This window comes from Micromonospora luteifusca, assembly GCF_016907275.1.
Taxonomy (GTDB): Bacteria; Actinomycetota; Actinomycetes; order Mycobacteriales; family Micromonosporaceae; genus Micromonospora; species Micromonospora luteifusca.
In genome coordinates this window covers 2,916,997-2,930,908 of the sequence record NZ_JAFBBP010000001.1, presented here as the reverse complement: position 1 = coordinate 2,930,908, position 13,912 = coordinate 2,916,997, and the positions used below count along the sequence as shown (strand labels likewise).

Below are 13,912 nucleotides of genomic sequence, written 5' to 3'. Positions count from 1 at the left end.
ATGCTGGCCCGATGACCGGCACCTGGCGACATCTGCCCGCTACCGCCCGCGCCATCGCGGTGACCGCCACCGCGGCCGTTGCCGCCGCCCAGGCACGCGACGGACAGGCCTACGACGACGCGGTCGGTGGGCTCGCCGCGGACGAGCGGTCCGGCCTGGTGCTCGGTGCGGTGGTCCGGCTGCTGCTGGAGGAGAGCCATCCGGATGGGCTGACCGGCGACGACATCCGCCAAGTGTTGACCCGCTGCGTGCAGGGCGCGACACGGTGGCGCTCGGACGTGGACCCGCACGTGGTGCTCGTACTGCTGGCCGGTGCGCTGGGGGTGTACGACCCTGAGGGTGACGAGTCACCTCCGGACGCGTCCGCCCTGGCCCGGCACGCCCCGTTGCTCGTGGCCGACCTGCTGGCGGCGACCAGTGTGCCGTTTGACGACTACCTGGCCGCCGCGTTCGCTGAGATCGAGCGCACCGAACGGCAGGACTGAAGGGCCGGGGCGACCACAGCACCACTGTGGTCGACCCGGCCCCCTCAGTTTTGCGGCGGGAAACGCCAGTGCGAGCGCGTCAGGCCGGGTCGTGGCCTCGCCGCGCCACCACCTCCAGATACTCCGCCGGGATCCGCACCGTGGCGTCGGTGGCCCGGTTGTGCGTACGGGCCAACTCGACCAGGTCGGCGTGGAGCTGCGGCCGCCGCTCCTCGGGCAGCGCCTCGAACGCCTTCAACGTGGGCCCGTAGTTGGCCCGGAAGAAGTCGGCGAACTCCTCAGGTGTGCCGAAGCGGAAGACGAACTCCCGGCGTACCGTCCGCAGGTCGCCCACGGCCCCGCCGAGCAACTCGCGGACCCGGGCCTCGTCGCCCCACTGGACCGGCGGGCGCAGCCCTGCCGGCGGCGGCACATGCCGACCCACCGTGCGGAACAGGTCGCCGATGAACCCCTGCGGCGTCCACGACGCCAGTGCCACCGTGCCGCCGGGCCGGCAGACCCGGACCAGCTCGGCCGCCGCCCGCTCCTGGTCCGGCGCGAACATCACGCCGACGACGGAGAGGACCGCGTCGAAGGAGCCGTCCGCGTACGCCAGGCGCTCCGCGTCACCGGTCACGAACGTGACCGGGAGCCGTTCCGCCGCGGCCCGCGCGTGGCCCCGTTCCAACAGTTCGGGTACGTAGTCGACACCGGTCACGATGCAGCCGCAGCGGGCGGCGGCGATGGCGGCGTTGCCGGAGCCGGTCGCCACGTCCAGGACGCGGGCGCCTGCGGACAGGTCGGCCGAGGTCACCAGCAACTCGGAGATCGGATGGATGAGCGCGGCGACCGCGCCGTAGTCGCCGCTGGCCCAGGTCACCTGCTGACGTGCCTTCACAGCGCCGAGATCGAGTGCGGTGGTCATCGGTGGTCCCCCTCGGATTGTTCGTCGTGCCACTGACGCTAGGTGTGGCGGCGTCTCCGGGGATCGGCAAAAACACCTATGTTGGCGGCACCAGGCCCTGTCGGCGAGCCGTCGCGGCCGCCTGGCCCCGGCTGGGCACCGCGAGCTTGCCCAGCACCGCCGACACGTGGTGGTCGACGGTCCGGGTGGAGAGCGACAGCCGGGCGGCGATCTCGGCGTTGCTGAGCCCGTCGACGAGCAGCGCGAGCACCTCCCGTTGCCGCGTGGTCAGACCCGTCGGGTGCGCGGCGGTCGCCGGTCGCGGCCCTCTCGGCACCCGCGTCATGCCACGTCCGCGCAGGTCGGCCCGGACCCGTCGGGTCACGGCCACCGCACCAAGCCCGTCCAGGACCCGCAGCGCTTCGCCAGCCGCCGGGCCGTCGCCGCAGGCCAGGGCCTCGGCCCGGGAGTACGGGCAGCCGAGCTGCTGCCACTCTCCGGCCGCGCCTGCCCAGTCGCCCTCGATCAGTCGCCGGTACGGCGAGGCCAGCGCACCGGTGTCGCCGACCGGCTGGCCGACCCGCCACAGCCAGTACGCCAACTCGCCGGCGAACCAGGGTTGGCACGCCTCCGCGGCGAGTCGGTGCACACGCCGCAGCTCGGCGACCGCCGGGTCCGGATCGCCGGCCAGCCAGTGCCGTTCCGCCAGGGCCGCCGCGACCGGCACCACGAACTGGAGTTCCCGGCTCTGCGCCGCCCAGCGTGCCGCCGTGTCCAGGTGCGGGGTCGGCTCGTCTCGGCGGGCACCGAGCCGGCCCAGTGTGACCAGGGCCGGGATCAGGCTGCCGCCGGGCTGCGCGGCGCCGGCCAGCGCCCGCTCGGCGTCGGAGCGCGCGCCGGCCCAGTCGCCGGTGGTCAACCGCAGTCGGGACCGGTAGGCGAGCAGGTGCCGGGCGTACCCGTCGAGGTCCCGGCCGGTGGTGAAGAGCAGCGCCCGTTCCAGGGCGTCGGCGGCCGGCATGATCCGGTGCCAGTCCACCGTCAGGGTGGCCATGTTGACCAACGCACGCGCGGCGTGGTCGTCGAGGTGGTGTGCGGCGGCCAGGGCGTGCCCGCGTTCCAGCTCGATGATGCCGGCGACGTCCCCGCCCTGTAGGCGTGCCGAGCCGACGTTGACCAGGGCGTGCGCCTCGGTCTCGACGTCCCCGAGCCGGCGGGCCAGCTCCCGGGCCCGGTCACCCCAATCGACAGCTCCGCCGGTGTCGTCGGCGAGCATGAGCAGTTGCGACATGTTGCTGTAGGCCATCGCCAGTTGCCGGCCGGGTGTTGCCGACTCCAGCACCTGGACCGCACGGGTGCCCGCCGTCCGGGCCGCCGGGCTGTCCCCGGTCCACCAGCACAACCGGGAAACCCAGCGCAGGTCCTCACCGATCCGCAGCGGGTCGCCGTCGGCCTCGCGCAGGGTCAGCGCTGCCCGGCGGGCGTCGAGCGCCTGCGCGGCCAGCCCGGCCAGGTACGCGGCCGTCGCGTACGCCTCCAGCAGCTCCGCCCGGCTCGCTGCCGGCAGGCGCGCGGCGTGCGGAAGCGCGACGGCGTAGTGGTCGGCCGCCTGCCGGTGGGCGCCCGCCCGGCTGGCCCGTTCGGCCGCCACCGGCGCCCAGCGCAGCATGGCCTCCGGATCGTCGGCGTGGTGCGAGTGGTGCACCAGCCGGGCGGCGTCCACGTCCGCGCGTGGTGTGAGCCGGGTCAGCACGGCGGCGTGCAGTGCCACCCGCTGGACCGGGGACAGCGACTCGCGTACCGCCCGACCCAGCAGCTCATGCCGGAACGCCACCGCGTTGCCCACCGACACCAGCACGCCCCGGTCCAGGCACTCCTGGACGGCGGCAGGCGGGTGGTCGTCCAGCAGGTACGGCTCGGCCCGGGAAGGCACCACGGAAACCAGGGCGGCGACCTCCCGGGCCGCCGCCGGCAGCGCGGCCAGCCGGGCCAGCATCAGATCGCGTACGGTCGGCGGCACGTCCGGACCGGTCGCAGCCAGCACCTCGGTGACCAGCAGAGGGTTGCCGCCGGTGGCCTGGTACAAGCCGTCTGTGGCTCGGCCGGCCGCGCGGGCCAGCGCCGCGACCGCGTCGGTCGACAGCGCCGGCAGTGGCAGCCGCCGGACCAGCGGGCGGGGCAGGCCCGCGAGTACGGCGTGCAGTGGATGCTCCGCCCCGACCTCGTCGTCGCGCAGGGTCAGCACGAGCAGCGCCGGGCGGCGGGTCAGTCGCCTCCCCAGGTACGCGATCAGGTCCAGGGTCGCCCCGTCCGCCCAGTGCGCGTCCTCCACCACCAGCACCGTTCGACGGCCGGGCCGCGAATCGGTCAACTCGTCGAGGAGCGTGTCGAACACGGCACCCCGGCGTTCGGCCTCTGCCCCGTGCAGCGCGGCCAGTCGGTCCGCGAGCACGCCACCCACCTGGCGGGCGACGTCATGCAGCGGGCCGAGCGCCCGGGGTGTCAGCAACGGGTCGCAGCTGCCCCAGAGCACCCTGGCCCTGGTCGTCGCGGCGAACGCGCCGACCAGGGCGGACTTGCCGGCACCCGCCTCGCCCGCGACGAGCGCGACCGCGCCGCCGGGGGAGGCCAGCAGCCCGTCCAGGGTGGCGAGCGCGTCCGTGCGCTCCAGCAGCTCCATCGAGGTCGATGCTAGTCAGTGGGGGGCCCGGCCGACGTCACCCGTGTCGGCAGTTCACTCCTGGTTCCAGGCGTCGACTTTGAGTGTCTGCAGTCCACCCGCCTTGGCCACCTGTCCGGTCGCGAGCGTGCCGCCGGACGCGTCGAGCGCCTCCACGACGAGGCCCGCAGTCGGGCGAGGCACGGTCAGCAGCGCCCCGGAGCCGCTGACCGCAGTCGCCGCCACTCGCCCGGCTGACCGGACCCGTACCGTGGTGGCGGCGGCTGGCGCCACCACGAGCAGGGCCTGCGGGCCCTCGCCACCGGCTGCGTCACCGTCCAACGACACGGCCAGCAGGCCTGCGGGATCGGTCGGGTCTGTCGCCACGGTGAAATAGGTGCTGGTGCTGACCGCGCCGTCGGACCTTGGTTGATCGGGGTCGATCGTCACCTCGCCGACCCAGCCGCCACCGACGGTGGGAGCAGCCAGGACCGTCACCGTGGCGCTCTCCGTCGACGGCTTCCCGGCGCTCGGCGACCCGTCGATCGTGCCGCTCGGGATGCCAGCAACGTGCCCACCCCACACCACCTTCGGGAGGCCGCTCAGTCGGTAGCCCTCGGACTGGGCGTACTGATCCACCAACTCTCGGGCACGCTGCTCCGTGGCACTGCCGCGTACGCGGGACATCGCGGTCGCGAGCTGGGCGTCGGTGATCGGCTCAACTCCCAGCGAACCCGGCCCGGGGGTCATCTTGCGAGTGACAGTGCCGCAGTCGACCCGCCACCACTCGGGTCGCTGGGTCTGCGGCGTGCGGATCAGGTAGGACCCGGTCGCCTCCGGGGTCCACCGGAACGCGTCGGTGGGCAGCGGTGAGCTGAGGAAGGCACAGCCGGCCGGTGCGATCGCCACGTGTACCGCCTTCCCCGGACTCGACGGATCGTCCACGGCCAGGCTCTCGTAGGGTTCCAGCGCGTCGCTCGTACCCCGGGCGGCGGCGGTGCTGGCCAGCTTCTGGGCGCTGGCACCCTCCTCGGCGACCAACCACACGGCTGCGCTCGGCCAGCCGGTGGCCGGATCGGGCTGGTCTCGGACGAACGCGGCGAGCGCGATCCGCTGGCCGTCGACGTCGTCGGCGAAGAGGACCTTCACCGTGCTCACCGGCACCGTCAGTCGAGGGAGTTCCCCCCTGCGCTGGGTGGCCAACAGGAGTTCGGAGAGTTGCCCGATATAGGTGCTGTCCTGGGCCACTGCACCGCGCGGCGGCGACTGGAGCAGTTTGTCCGACCACGCCAGCACGTGTGCGAAGGGCTCGGTCGAGTCGGCTGGTGGCGGCTGGGTGGTCCGGCCTGGGCCGGCGACGGCGAAGGCCGCGCCGCCCACGGAGACCACGAGGGCCAGGGCCAGCCCGCCGAGGCGTCGTTGCCGCATCCGTCGGTACCGCGCCCTGGCGCGACCGTACGGATCGGGTCGTGGGGTCAGGGTCCTGGTCAGCTCGGCCAGGGCCCGGCTCAGCTCCTTGTCGACAGTCACGGCGTTGCCCCCGTCATCTTCGTCATACCGGTCGGCGCTGGATCAGCTGCCGCTGATGTCGAGATCGGCACCTGTGTCGACGGTGACGCGTCCGGCGCCAGGGCCAGACGCAGGCGAGCCAGTCCTCGTGATGCGCGGCTCTTGACCGATCCGACGGAGCAGCCGAGGGTGGCTGCAACCTCCGCCTCCGGCAGATCAACCACGTACCGCAGCACGATCACGGCCCGGGTGCGGGGCGTCAGCGCCCGCATCGCCTCGTAGAGGGCGTGCCGTTCCGTCACCGCATCTGTCATGTCCCGGGTGGACCGGTCCGGCAGGATCGCCGTCACCACCTCGTGCATCCGGTGGCGGCGCCAGGTGCTGATGTGTTGGTTGATCATGACCCGCCGCAGGTAGGCCATCGGATCGTCGACCCTTCGCCACCGGCGCATCACTTTCACCAGCGCCGCCTGCACCAGATCCTCGGCATCCTGCGCGGATCCGGTGAGGTGGTACGCCACGCGCAAGAGATCGATGTAGCGCGTATCGACGAACTCGCGAAAATGCTCGTCGTCAGCTGCCATAAGCCCTCGCCTCGATTGGTTACCCATCACGACTCCGTCGGGGCTCGAAAGGTTGAAAGCCGGCAGCAGTTGCGTCAGGAGAGCCCTGCTGCCAGCGGGACGCCGCTCCTTGATCCCTAGGGCTCTGCAGGACAGCAGTCAGCGGTGCCCAGCGCTGCTCGTCCGGTCTTGCTCAAACCCCGGATTCCGGGCTCAAGGCGTCGCCGGGTTGACTACTGTAAGCAAGGTCCCGATACCTGACAGCGACAACCCTGGAAGGTGCCCCCTTCGAGATCATTCACAGGGTTACCCGTCTGCGGGCCTTCCGCTTGTGAGGGGCTGAACAGCGTGACCAAACGTTCCGGTGTCGACGCCGTGCACAACTTCTGGGCGCGTGTTTGGCAGGCGCCGCAGGACTACGACGCCATCGACGAACTCGTGGTGGAGGATTTCGTCCTCATCTCCGGCGGCAAGCGCATCGAGTCGCGCGCTCGCTTCAAGGAGTGGGTGCGGGGCTTCAGCGCGGTCATCGACAACCTCGATTTCAACGTCATCGACTCGTTCGAGAGTCACGACGGTTCGCGCGTGGCCTCCACCTTCCGCTTGACCGGCAACAACAACGGCGTGTTCGGAACCACCCCCGACGGCGCGCCACTCGAGATGTTCGGCACGGCCGTCTGGGCCGTACGCGAGGACGGCATGCTGCTGTCGAACCGTGTCGAGCGCAACGCGCTCGAGGTCTACCAGCAGCTCACCAGCCGCACGCGGTAAGCGGTCGAGGGCGGTCCCTCGGCTCCACCTACCTGTTGGCCTGCACCGGGCGGGGAAACCGTGCTCGCATCGCATCGATGCAGGTGTCGCGGGAGGTGGGGCCACCGAAGCGGAGACGGTCATAAGCAGTGAATGCAGGCTCCAACGCATCGAGTTCGTCGATGAAAGCGTGCAGCCGTTCGGACCACTGCGCTGAACCGGCGTCCGGCTCGTTCGGAGCTGCGCTGATCGCCGCCGTCAGGTAATCCTTGCGCTGGATGGTGGTCGGTGTGACGGAGTGCAGGCAGACGTACTGTCCGCTGAGGTAGGAATTCCACTCCTCCCGGCCAGTTGCCGAGTCAGCCCAGTGCGCAGTGAACCAGGTCTCAAGCTGGTCCACGCCACCTGCTTCCTGCGCTGGAACGAACAGGTCAGACGGCACCATCTCGGCATCGTCTGAGCGCAGGTACCCGGGAAGCGGCAGCCGGCGCTCCAACATCAGCCGACGAACCTCGTCGATGTCGCGGTCCTGGATCACGCACAATTCCTCCAAGACGACGAACTGGCCGCTGACGTACGCATCGTCGGCCCCGGTCATCGGATGTTCACCATTGACCTCGCGGAACCGGTCGGCGAGTTGTCGTCTCAGGTCCGTTCCCAGCATTCGTGCCCTCCCAGCTGCCCGGCGCGGGCATCACCCGCGACACGCCCCGCAAGTTATCCGCCGGATAGTGCGGTCAGCACCGAACGATCTGGTCGAGCCGCTGTGACAGGAGGGCGGGCCGGCAGCGGCGCAGGTCGACGAATCAGATCGCGCCGGATATGACAAAGGGCCAGGTGAGATGACCTCTCACCTGGCCCTGCCCATCTCGGTCGGGGTGGCCGGATTCGAACCGACGACCTCTTCGTCCCGAACGAAGCGCGCTACCAAGCTGCGCCACACCCCGAGGCGTGCCGACAAATAGTAGCCCACCCGACCCGATGGTCAAACTCGGTACCCCCGCCGCCCCGACCCTGCTCGGAGTGGTCAAGATCCGGACAACTTCCGGGATGTTGCTGCCTCACGACGCGCCGAGGCAGCAACATCCCCGATGGTGCGCGGATCTTGAAGCGGGGAAGCGGGGAAGCGGGGGAGCGGGGGAGCGGGGGAGCGGGGGAGCGGGGGAGGCGGCGGGGCGGCGGGGCGGCGGGCAGCCTGGGTCAGCGGGGGATGAGGGTGAGGATGCTGGCCTCCGGGGGGCAGGCAAAGCGGACCGGAGCCGTCGGGTGGGTGCCGAGGCCGGCGGAGACGTGCAGCCAGGAGTCCGAGCCCGGCCACCGGTGCAGACCGCGCGCCATCGAGCGGGGCAGGCCGCAGTTGGTCACCAGCGCCCCGAAGCCCGGTACGCAGACCTGACCGCCGTGGGTGTGCCCGGCCAGCAGCAGCCCGAAGCTGTCCGCGGCCATCTGGTCCAGCACCCGCGGCTCAGGGGAGTGCGCCAGCGCGATCGACAGGTCGGCCGAGGACGAGACCGGGCCGGCGACCGACGGGTAGTCGTCCCGCTCGATGTGGGGGTCGTCCACGCCGACCAGGTCGAGCTGCCGACCGCCGGCCTTCAGCATGGTCCGGGCGTTGTTGAGGTCCACCCAGCCGGCGCCGGTGAACACCTGACGCAGTTCCTCGTAGGGCAGCTCGACGCCCTCGGTGTACTCCCGGTCGGGCAGGAAGTAGGTGAACGGGTTCTTCAACACCGGCCCGGTGTAGTCGTTGGAGCCGAACACGAACGCGCCCGGGTAGTCCAGCAGCGGTTGCAAAGCCCGCAGCACTCCGGGAACCGCGTCCGGGTGCGCCATGTTGTCGCCGGTCACCACCACCAGGTCGGGGTCGAGGGCGGCCAGCGACGCCACCCAGCGCTGCTTGCGCGCCTGGTCGGGCATCATGTGCAGGTCCGACAGGTGCAGCACGCGCAGCGGCTCCGCGTCGGCCGGCAGCACCGGCACGTCGTACCGCCGCAGGGTGAACATGTTGCGCTCGATGAGCGACGCGTACGCGAGGGTGGCCGCGCCGACCGTGGCGGTTCCGGCCGCAAGCCGGAATAGTGTGCGCTTTCGCATGGCGTTCAGGGTAGTTTGACCGTCCATGAGCACGCTGAAGGACCGCCTCACTGCCGACATGCGTTCCGCGCTCAAGGCGCGCGACGAGCTGACCACCTCCACGCTGCGGATGGCCCTGGCTGCCGTCGGCACCGCCGAGGTCGCCGGCAAGGCCAAGCGCGAGCTCACCGATGACGAGGTGCTCGCGGTGCTGACCAAGGAGGCCAAGAAGCGCCGGGAGGCAGCCACCGCCTTCGCCGACGCCGGCCGCGCCGAGCAGGCTGCGAAGGAGAGCGCCGAGGGTGAGGTGTTGGACCGCTACCTGCCCAAGCAGCTCGCCGACGCCGAGCTGACCGAGCTGGTGGCGGGGGCGCTCGCCGCGGGCGGCTTCACCGGTAAGGCCCAGATGGGCCCGGCCATGAAGGCGGCCCAGGCGGCGGTGGCGGGCCAGGCCGAGGGTGGTCGGGTGGCCGCCGAGGTACGCCGACAGCTCGGCCTCTGACTCGCCGGCACCCCCGGTCGGCGGCGTCGAGATCGCCGGCCTTGGATCAGCGGCGGTAGCCGCGGCCAGCCGTAGTCCGGACAGACGAAACGGGCGGGCGCCCGCAGAGGGTGCCCGCCCGTTGTGTCCTACTGGTTCGGCTCAGCCGCCCGGGCGACCACCGGGGCGACCACCGGGTCGACCGCCGGGCTGCCCGGTGGGGGGGTTGCCCGGCAGGGTCGCACCGGCACCGCTGCTGACCTGGATGGTGACCACGCCACCCTTGATGGTGCGTCCGTCCGGGCTGGTGCCTGCCGCCTCGCCCGCCTTGCAGGGTGAGGCGATCTTCGTGCTGGAGACGACCGGCTCGAAGCTGGCACCCTTGAGCCGGTTCCTCGCCTGCTCCACCGAAATGCACTTCACGTCGGGGATGCTGCGCTGGTCACCCTCGGAGATCTTCTGGCCCGGCGGATCGAACGGGATCGCCTTCTTGCCCTTCATCGCGTCCCGCAGCGTCTCCCAGACCGGAGGGTTGATGCCGTCATGCTCCGCGTGCTTCATCTCGACGTTGGTCTGCGGCCAGTCCGGGTCGGCCATGATGCCGGCGACCGCGTACTGCTTGGTCATCGCGACCAGGGCGGCGGTCTTCTCCGAGTCGGTGGTGCCGGACTTGCCGGCCACCGGATAACCGACGTCGCTGCGTACGTTGCCGGCAGTGCGGCTGCTGCCGCACTTGCTGGTGGAGGAGTTGTCACCGACCGGGCATCGGGCCGCGTCCACCGCGGCGCGGGCCACCTCGGTGCTGACCCGCTTCTCGCAACGCGGGTTGGCGATGTCGAGCTTGTTGCCCTCCGGGTCGCGGATCTCCTGCACCGGGATCGGCTCACAGAAGGTGCCGTCGGCGGCCAGTGTGGCGTAGGCGTTGGCCAGATCCAGCGGGGTGGTCTGCGAGACACCCAGGGTGAAGGCGCCCCACTGGTGCGCCCCCTTCTCCAGGCCCAGATCCTCCTCGGAACGGAAGTTGATGCCCAGCCGCTTGGCGGCCTTGACCACGTTCTCCGCACCGACCTGCTGCTGAAGCGGCACGAAGTAGGTGTTGATCGACTGGCCGAACGCCGTCCACATGTTCTGCACGCCGCCGGCCTTCTTGCCCGAGTTGGTCGGGCAGTAGAAGTGGGTGCCAGGGCAGGCCGCGTCGCTGCTGGGGTCGATGATGTATTCCGACGTGAACCTCTGCGGCGCGTTGATGGAGTAGCTGAGCGGGATGCCCTTCTCCAGCGCCGCCACGATCGTGAAGATCTTGAAGGTCGAGCCGGCCTGATAACCGGTGATGCCGTCGCCGCCGGTGAGCAGTGGGTTGACGGTTGCCGGGTAGTTGCCCCGGATGCCCTTCCTGCTCTTCGCCGGATTACTGGAGAGCTTGTTGGTCGGCTTCTTCGGGTCGTCGAGCTTGAACTGCCGGTTGACCGCGAGCGCCCGGACCCGGCCACTGCCGGGCTCGACCACCGCGACCATCGCGGCTTCCTTGCTGTTCTCGCTCTTGGCCTTGCGGACCGCCTTGTCCGCGGCCCTCTGCGCGTTGACGTCGATCGAGGTCACGACGGTGTAGCCGCCGCTCTTCAGCCGCCGCTCCCGGTCGTACGTGGTCGAACCGAACGTCTCCTGCTGCATCCACCAGCGGTAGAAGTAGTCGCAGAAGAAGCCCCAACTGTTGACGTTCGCGGCGACGCAGCCGTTGGGGGTGCGCTTGTCCTGCACCTTGAGCGGGACGGCCTTGGCCGTGTCGGCTTCCTGCTGGGTGATGGCCTTGATGTCGACCATGTTCTGGATGACGTAGTCGCGTCGGTCCAGTGCGCGGGGGTAACCCCCCTCGGTGGTCGGGTCGTTCGTCGTGGGCGCCTTGACCATGCCGGCCAGCAGCGCCGCCTCCTCAATCTTGAGCTTGCTCGGCGGCTTACCGAAGTAGACCTGGCTGGCGGCGTAGATGCCGTACGCGCCGTTGCCGAACGAGGCGAGGTTGAGGTAGCGGGTGAGGATCTCCTCCTTGGAGAATTCCTTGTCGACCTGGAGGGCCAGCCGCATCTCGCGAAGCTTGCGTGCGCTGGTGTCCTCGGTCGCCGCGACCACGTCGGCCGGGTGGGTGGCCGAGTAGGCGATGGCCAGCCGGACGTACTGCATGGTCAGCGTCGAAGCACCCTGCCGGCCGGAGCCTTCGCTCTGGTTGTTGACGAACGCGCGCGCGACACCGTTGATGTCGACGCCGTTGTGCTTGAAGAAGTCATGGTCCTCGGCCGCGATGATGGCCTTCTGCATGTACGGCGAGATGTCGGCGAGCTTCACGTCGCGCCGGTTCTCGTCGTACATGGTCGCGAGCGGTGTCTTGCCGTCCGAGGCCAGCAGGTAGCTGATCTGCGGCGCGCGGGCCACCGTCAGCTCCGTGGGCAGGGCGCCGAATGTCTCGGCGCCGGCCTTGGCGGCCAAGCCGGACATCGCCACTGCGGGGAAGGCCGCCGCAGCGACCACCACGCCAGCCAACAGGCCACATACGAGCAGCGATGCGGCGTTGGTCAGCACATTGTGGTCACGTTTCCGCATCCAGTTCACCTCGACAGGGTACGCGAGTAGGGAACGGGGGCGCTGGGGTGTTCTTTCCCCATTTCCTGCACGCGCCGCCCTCGTTGTGCTAAACGCACGACCCCCGGTGCTTGGTTGCGTGTGACCTGGCGTGAGTCTCCTCCGATTCAGGGAGGCGGCGCAGCGTTATCGCTGACCTCGGCGGGGTAACCGGCGGTCGAAAGCCCGGGAAGCCGGGAGTGTCCGGAATGATGGATTTCGTCGACAACGTTGCGTAATCAGTCGACTACAGAGCATGATGGGGGCGGCGACAGCGCCACATGTCGTCCGTGCCGCCTTGGGGAAGGCGAGCCGGGCGATCGGGGGGAATTGCCGGCTGACGTGTATCGACGAGGTCGGTAGGTACTGCAAGGGGGGACGTGTACACATGGGCATGATCACTGACTGGCCGTCGCTTGCGGCATGTCAGAACGGGGACCCGGACGCGTTGTTCGTACAGGGCGCCGAACAGAACGTGGCGAAGCGGATCTGCCGGAGCTGCCCTGTTCGGTACGAGTGCCTGGCCGACGCGCTGGACAACCGGATCGAGTTCGGTGTGTGGGGCGGCATGACCGAACGCGAACGGCGGGCGCTGCTGCGTCGACACCCGCAGGTGACGAGCTGGCGCAAGATGTTCGAGGCTGCGATGAAGAAGAACAGCAAGGAGAAGGCCGCCAAGGACAAGATCCTCGTCAGCGCGGCCAACTGACGTCGGTCACGGCCGGCTGATTGCCGCGCCGATCGTCCGGAGCCCGTCGACGTCATGCACGTCGGCGGGCTGCGCCGTTACCGACACCGCCGGCACCGCCGGGAACGCCTCGGTGAAGCGCGCGGCCACCTGCTGTTCGCGTACCGCCTGACGGGCCAGTGCCGCGTGCGCCCGCAGCACATCGACGGTGGCCTCATGCCCACCCAGCTCGGTCAGCCGCTCGGCGGCGACCCGGCTCTGCTCGGCGTCCAGCTCCGGCACCGCCGGTCGGTGCACCCGGTTGAGCACGAGGCCGGCCAGTGGCATCCGTTCGTCCCGCAAACGGCCCGCGAAGTATGCGGCCTCCCGGACCGCGTCCGGCTCCGGCGCCGCGACCAGCAGGAAGGCCGTCTCCCGCGCCTGCAGGATGCGGTACGTCTGCTCGGCCCGCTGCCGGAAACCGCCGAACATCGAATCCAGAGCGGCCACGAAGCCGGACAGGTCGGTGAGCAGCTGCGCACCGAGCACCTTCTGCACCACCTTTGAGAACATCCCGAACGAGGCCGTGACCAGGCTGAACATGCTCCGCCCACCGCTGCGCGCCGGGGCCAGCAGCAGTCGCAGCATCCGGCCGTCGAGGAATCGGGAGAGCCGGGCCGGCGCGTCCAGGAAATCCAGTGCCGAGCGGGACGGTGGCGTGTCCACCACGATCAGGTCCCATTCGCCCCGGGCGTGCAGCTGACCCAGTTTCTCCATCGCCATGTATTCCTGCGTGCCGGCGAACGTCGAGCTCATCGCCTGGTAGAACGGGTTCGCGAAGATCTCGGCGGCCTTCGTCGGATCGGTGTGCTGCAGCACCACGTCGTCGAAGGTGCGCTTCATGTCCAGCATCATGGCGTGCAGCTCGCCGCCGCTGTCCTCGACGTCGATCCCCTTGACCTGGCGAGGAGTGTTGTCCAGCTCGGTCAGGCCCAGCGACTGCGCCAGCCGGCGGGCCGGGTCGATGGTGAGCACCACCGTGCGCCGGCCGTGGTGCTCGGCGGCCCGCAGCGCCAGCGCCGCGGCTGTGGTCGTCTTTCCCACCCCGCCGGCACCGCAGCACACGATGATCTTCACGCCTGGGTCGGCGAGGATCTGGTCGACGTCCAGCTGCGGCGCCGCGTCTTCGGAAGGCACCAATCGAGCGTATCGGGCCGGGTGGGTCCATG

General features: G+C 70.3%; 12 protein-coding genes and 1 tRNA gene. 4 read left to right on the top strand and 9 right to left on the bottom strand.

The window, feature by feature from the left end; all coding sequences use genetic code 11:
* Nucleotides 1-11: 11 nt before the first annotated feature.
* A complete protein-coding gene (locus tag JOD64_RS13085; protein ID WP_204942486.1) occupies nt 12-485 on the top strand; it encodes a hypothetical protein in 474 nt (157 codons plus the stop codon).
* 79 nt (nt 486-564) lie between these two features.
* Here the strand turns inward: JOD64_RS13085 and JOD64_RS13080 are convergent, their stop codons facing one another.
* The 4 genes from JOD64_RS13080 to JOD64_RS13065 all read right to left on the bottom strand — a co-directional run bounded on the left by JOD64_RS13080 (nt 565) and on the right by JOD64_RS13065 (nt 6,120).
* Complete coding sequence (locus tag JOD64_RS13080) at nt 565-1,389, bottom strand: class I SAM-dependent methyltransferase (protein ID WP_204942485.1); 825 nt, start codon at nt 1,387-1,389, stop codon at nt 565-567.
* 76 nt (nt 1,390-1,465) lie between these two features.
* A complete protein-coding gene (locus JOD64_RS13075) occupies nt 1,466-4,048 on the bottom strand; it encodes an ATP-binding protein (RefSeq protein ID WP_204942484.1) in 2,583 nt (860 codons plus the stop codon).
* Nucleotides 4,049-4,102: 54 nt separating this feature from the next.
* The gene (locus JOD64_RS13070; protein WP_204942483.1) at nt 4,103-5,557 is read right to left on the bottom strand and encodes a hypothetical protein; all 1,455 of its coding nucleotides are present in this window, start codon (nt 5,555-5,557) and stop codon (nt 4,103-4,105) included.
* Complete coding sequence (locus tag JOD64_RS13065; RefSeq protein WP_204942482.1) at nt 5,554-6,120, bottom strand: SigE family RNA polymerase sigma factor; 567 nt, start codon at nt 6,118-6,120, stop codon at nt 5,554-5,556. The genes JOD64_RS13070 and JOD64_RS13065 overlap by 4 nt, the downstream gene beginning before the upstream one ends.
* Before the next feature lie 327 nt (nt 6,121-6,447).
* Here JOD64_RS13065 and JOD64_RS13060 point away from each other — a divergent pair, with 327 nt between their 5' ends.
* Nucleotides 6,448-6,870 carry a nuclear transport factor 2 family protein gene (locus JOD64_RS13060; RefSeq protein WP_204942481.1) on the top strand — a complete coding sequence of 141 codons (423 nt, stop codon included), beginning with the start codon at nt 6,448-6,450 and terminating at the stop codon, nt 6,868-6,870.
* Nucleotides 6,871-6,898: 28 nt separating this feature from the next.
* Here JOD64_RS13060 and JOD64_RS13055 read toward each other — a convergent pair whose 3' ends face one another.
* The 3 genes from JOD64_RS13055 to JOD64_RS13045 all read right to left on the bottom strand — a co-directional run bounded on the left by JOD64_RS13055 (nt 6,899) and on the right by JOD64_RS13045 (nt 8,943).
* The gene (locus JOD64_RS13055) at nt 6,899-7,513 is read right to left on the bottom strand and encodes a DUF6058 family natural product biosynthesis protein (RefSeq protein WP_204942480.1); all 615 of its coding nucleotides are present in this window, start codon (nt 7,511-7,513) and stop codon (nt 6,899-6,901) included.
* Nucleotides 7,514-7,722: 209 nt separating this feature from the next.
* Nucleotides 7,723-7,796 (bottom strand) — tRNA-Pro (locus JOD64_RS13050).
* A gap of 253 nt (nt 7,797-8,049) precedes the next feature.
* Entirely contained in the window at nt 8,050-8,943 is an 894-nt protein-coding gene (locus tag JOD64_RS13045; protein WP_204942479.1) for a metallophosphoesterase, read from the bottom strand.
* Nucleotides 8,944-8,968: 25 nt separating this feature from the next.
* Between JOD64_RS13045 and JOD64_RS13040 the strand changes: the two genes are divergently transcribed.
* Nucleotides 8,969-9,424 (top strand): GatB/YqeY domain-containing protein, encoded by a 456-nt coding sequence (locus JOD64_RS13040; RefSeq protein ID WP_184179445.1) that lies wholly within the window; start codon nt 8,969-8,971, stop codon nt 9,422-9,424.
* Nucleotides 9,425-9,565: 141 nt separating this feature from the next.
* Here JOD64_RS13040 and JOD64_RS13035 read toward each other — a convergent pair whose 3' ends face one another.
* Nucleotides 9,566-11,998, bottom strand: a complete 2,433-nt coding sequence (locus JOD64_RS13035; RefSeq protein WP_204942478.1) for a penicillin-binding protein — start codon at nt 11,996-11,998, stop codon at nt 9,566-9,568.
* Between the two features lie 406 nt (nt 11,999-12,404).
* On the opposite strand from JOD64_RS13035, the gene JOD64_RS13030 reads away from it, so the two are divergent.
* Complete coding sequence (locus tag JOD64_RS13030) at nt 12,405-12,725, top strand: WhiB family transcriptional regulator (protein WP_204942477.1); 321 nt, start codon at nt 12,405-12,407, stop codon at nt 12,723-12,725.
* Between the two features lie 6 nt (nt 12,726-12,731).
* Here the strand turns inward: JOD64_RS13030 and bagB are convergent, their stop codons facing one another.
* Nucleotides 12,732-13,883 carry an ArsA family ATPase gene (gene bagB, locus JOD64_RS13025; RefSeq protein ID WP_204942476.1) on the bottom strand — a complete coding sequence of 384 codons (1,152 nt, stop codon included), beginning with the start codon at nt 13,881-13,883 and terminating at the stop codon, nt 12,732-12,734.
* Nucleotides 13,884-13,912: the final 29 nt, after the last annotated feature.

Excerpts from the sequence above, each read along its gene's own strand:
- JOD64_RS13085 (WP_204942486.1), top strand. The coding sequence starts at position 12 with ATGACCGGCACCTGGCGACATCTGCCCGCTACCGCCCGCGCCATCGCG.
- JOD64_RS13080 (WP_204942485.1), bottom strand. The coding sequence starts at position 1,389 with ATGACCACCGCACTCGATCTCGGCGCTGTGAAGGCACGTCAGCAGGTG.
- JOD64_RS13075 (WP_204942484.1), bottom strand. The coding sequence starts at position 4,048 with ATGGAGCTGCTGGAGCGCACGGACGCGCTCGCCACCCTGGACGGGCTG.
- JOD64_RS13065 (WP_204942482.1), bottom strand. The coding sequence starts at position 6,120 with ATGGCAGCTGACGACGAGCATTTTCGCGAGTTCGTCGATACGCGCTAC.
- JOD64_RS13055 (WP_204942480.1), bottom strand. The coding sequence starts at position 7,513 with ATGCTGGGAACGGACCTGAGACGACAACTCGCCGACCGGTTCCGCGAG.
- JOD64_RS13045 (WP_204942479.1), bottom strand. The coding sequence starts at position 8,943 with ATGCGAAAGCGCACACTATTCCGGCTTGCGGCCGGAACCGCCACGGTC.
- JOD64_RS13040 (WP_184179445.1), top strand. The coding sequence starts at position 8,969 with ATGAGCACGCTGAAGGACCGCCTCACTGCCGACATGCGTTCCGCGCTC.
- JOD64_RS13035 (WP_204942478.1), bottom strand. The coding sequence starts at position 11,998 with ATGCGGAAACGTGACCACAATGTGCTGACCAACGCCGCATCGCTGCTC.
- JOD64_RS13030 (WP_204942477.1), top strand. The coding sequence starts at position 12,405 with ATGGGCATGATCACTGACTGGCCGTCGCTTGCGGCATGTCAGAACGGG.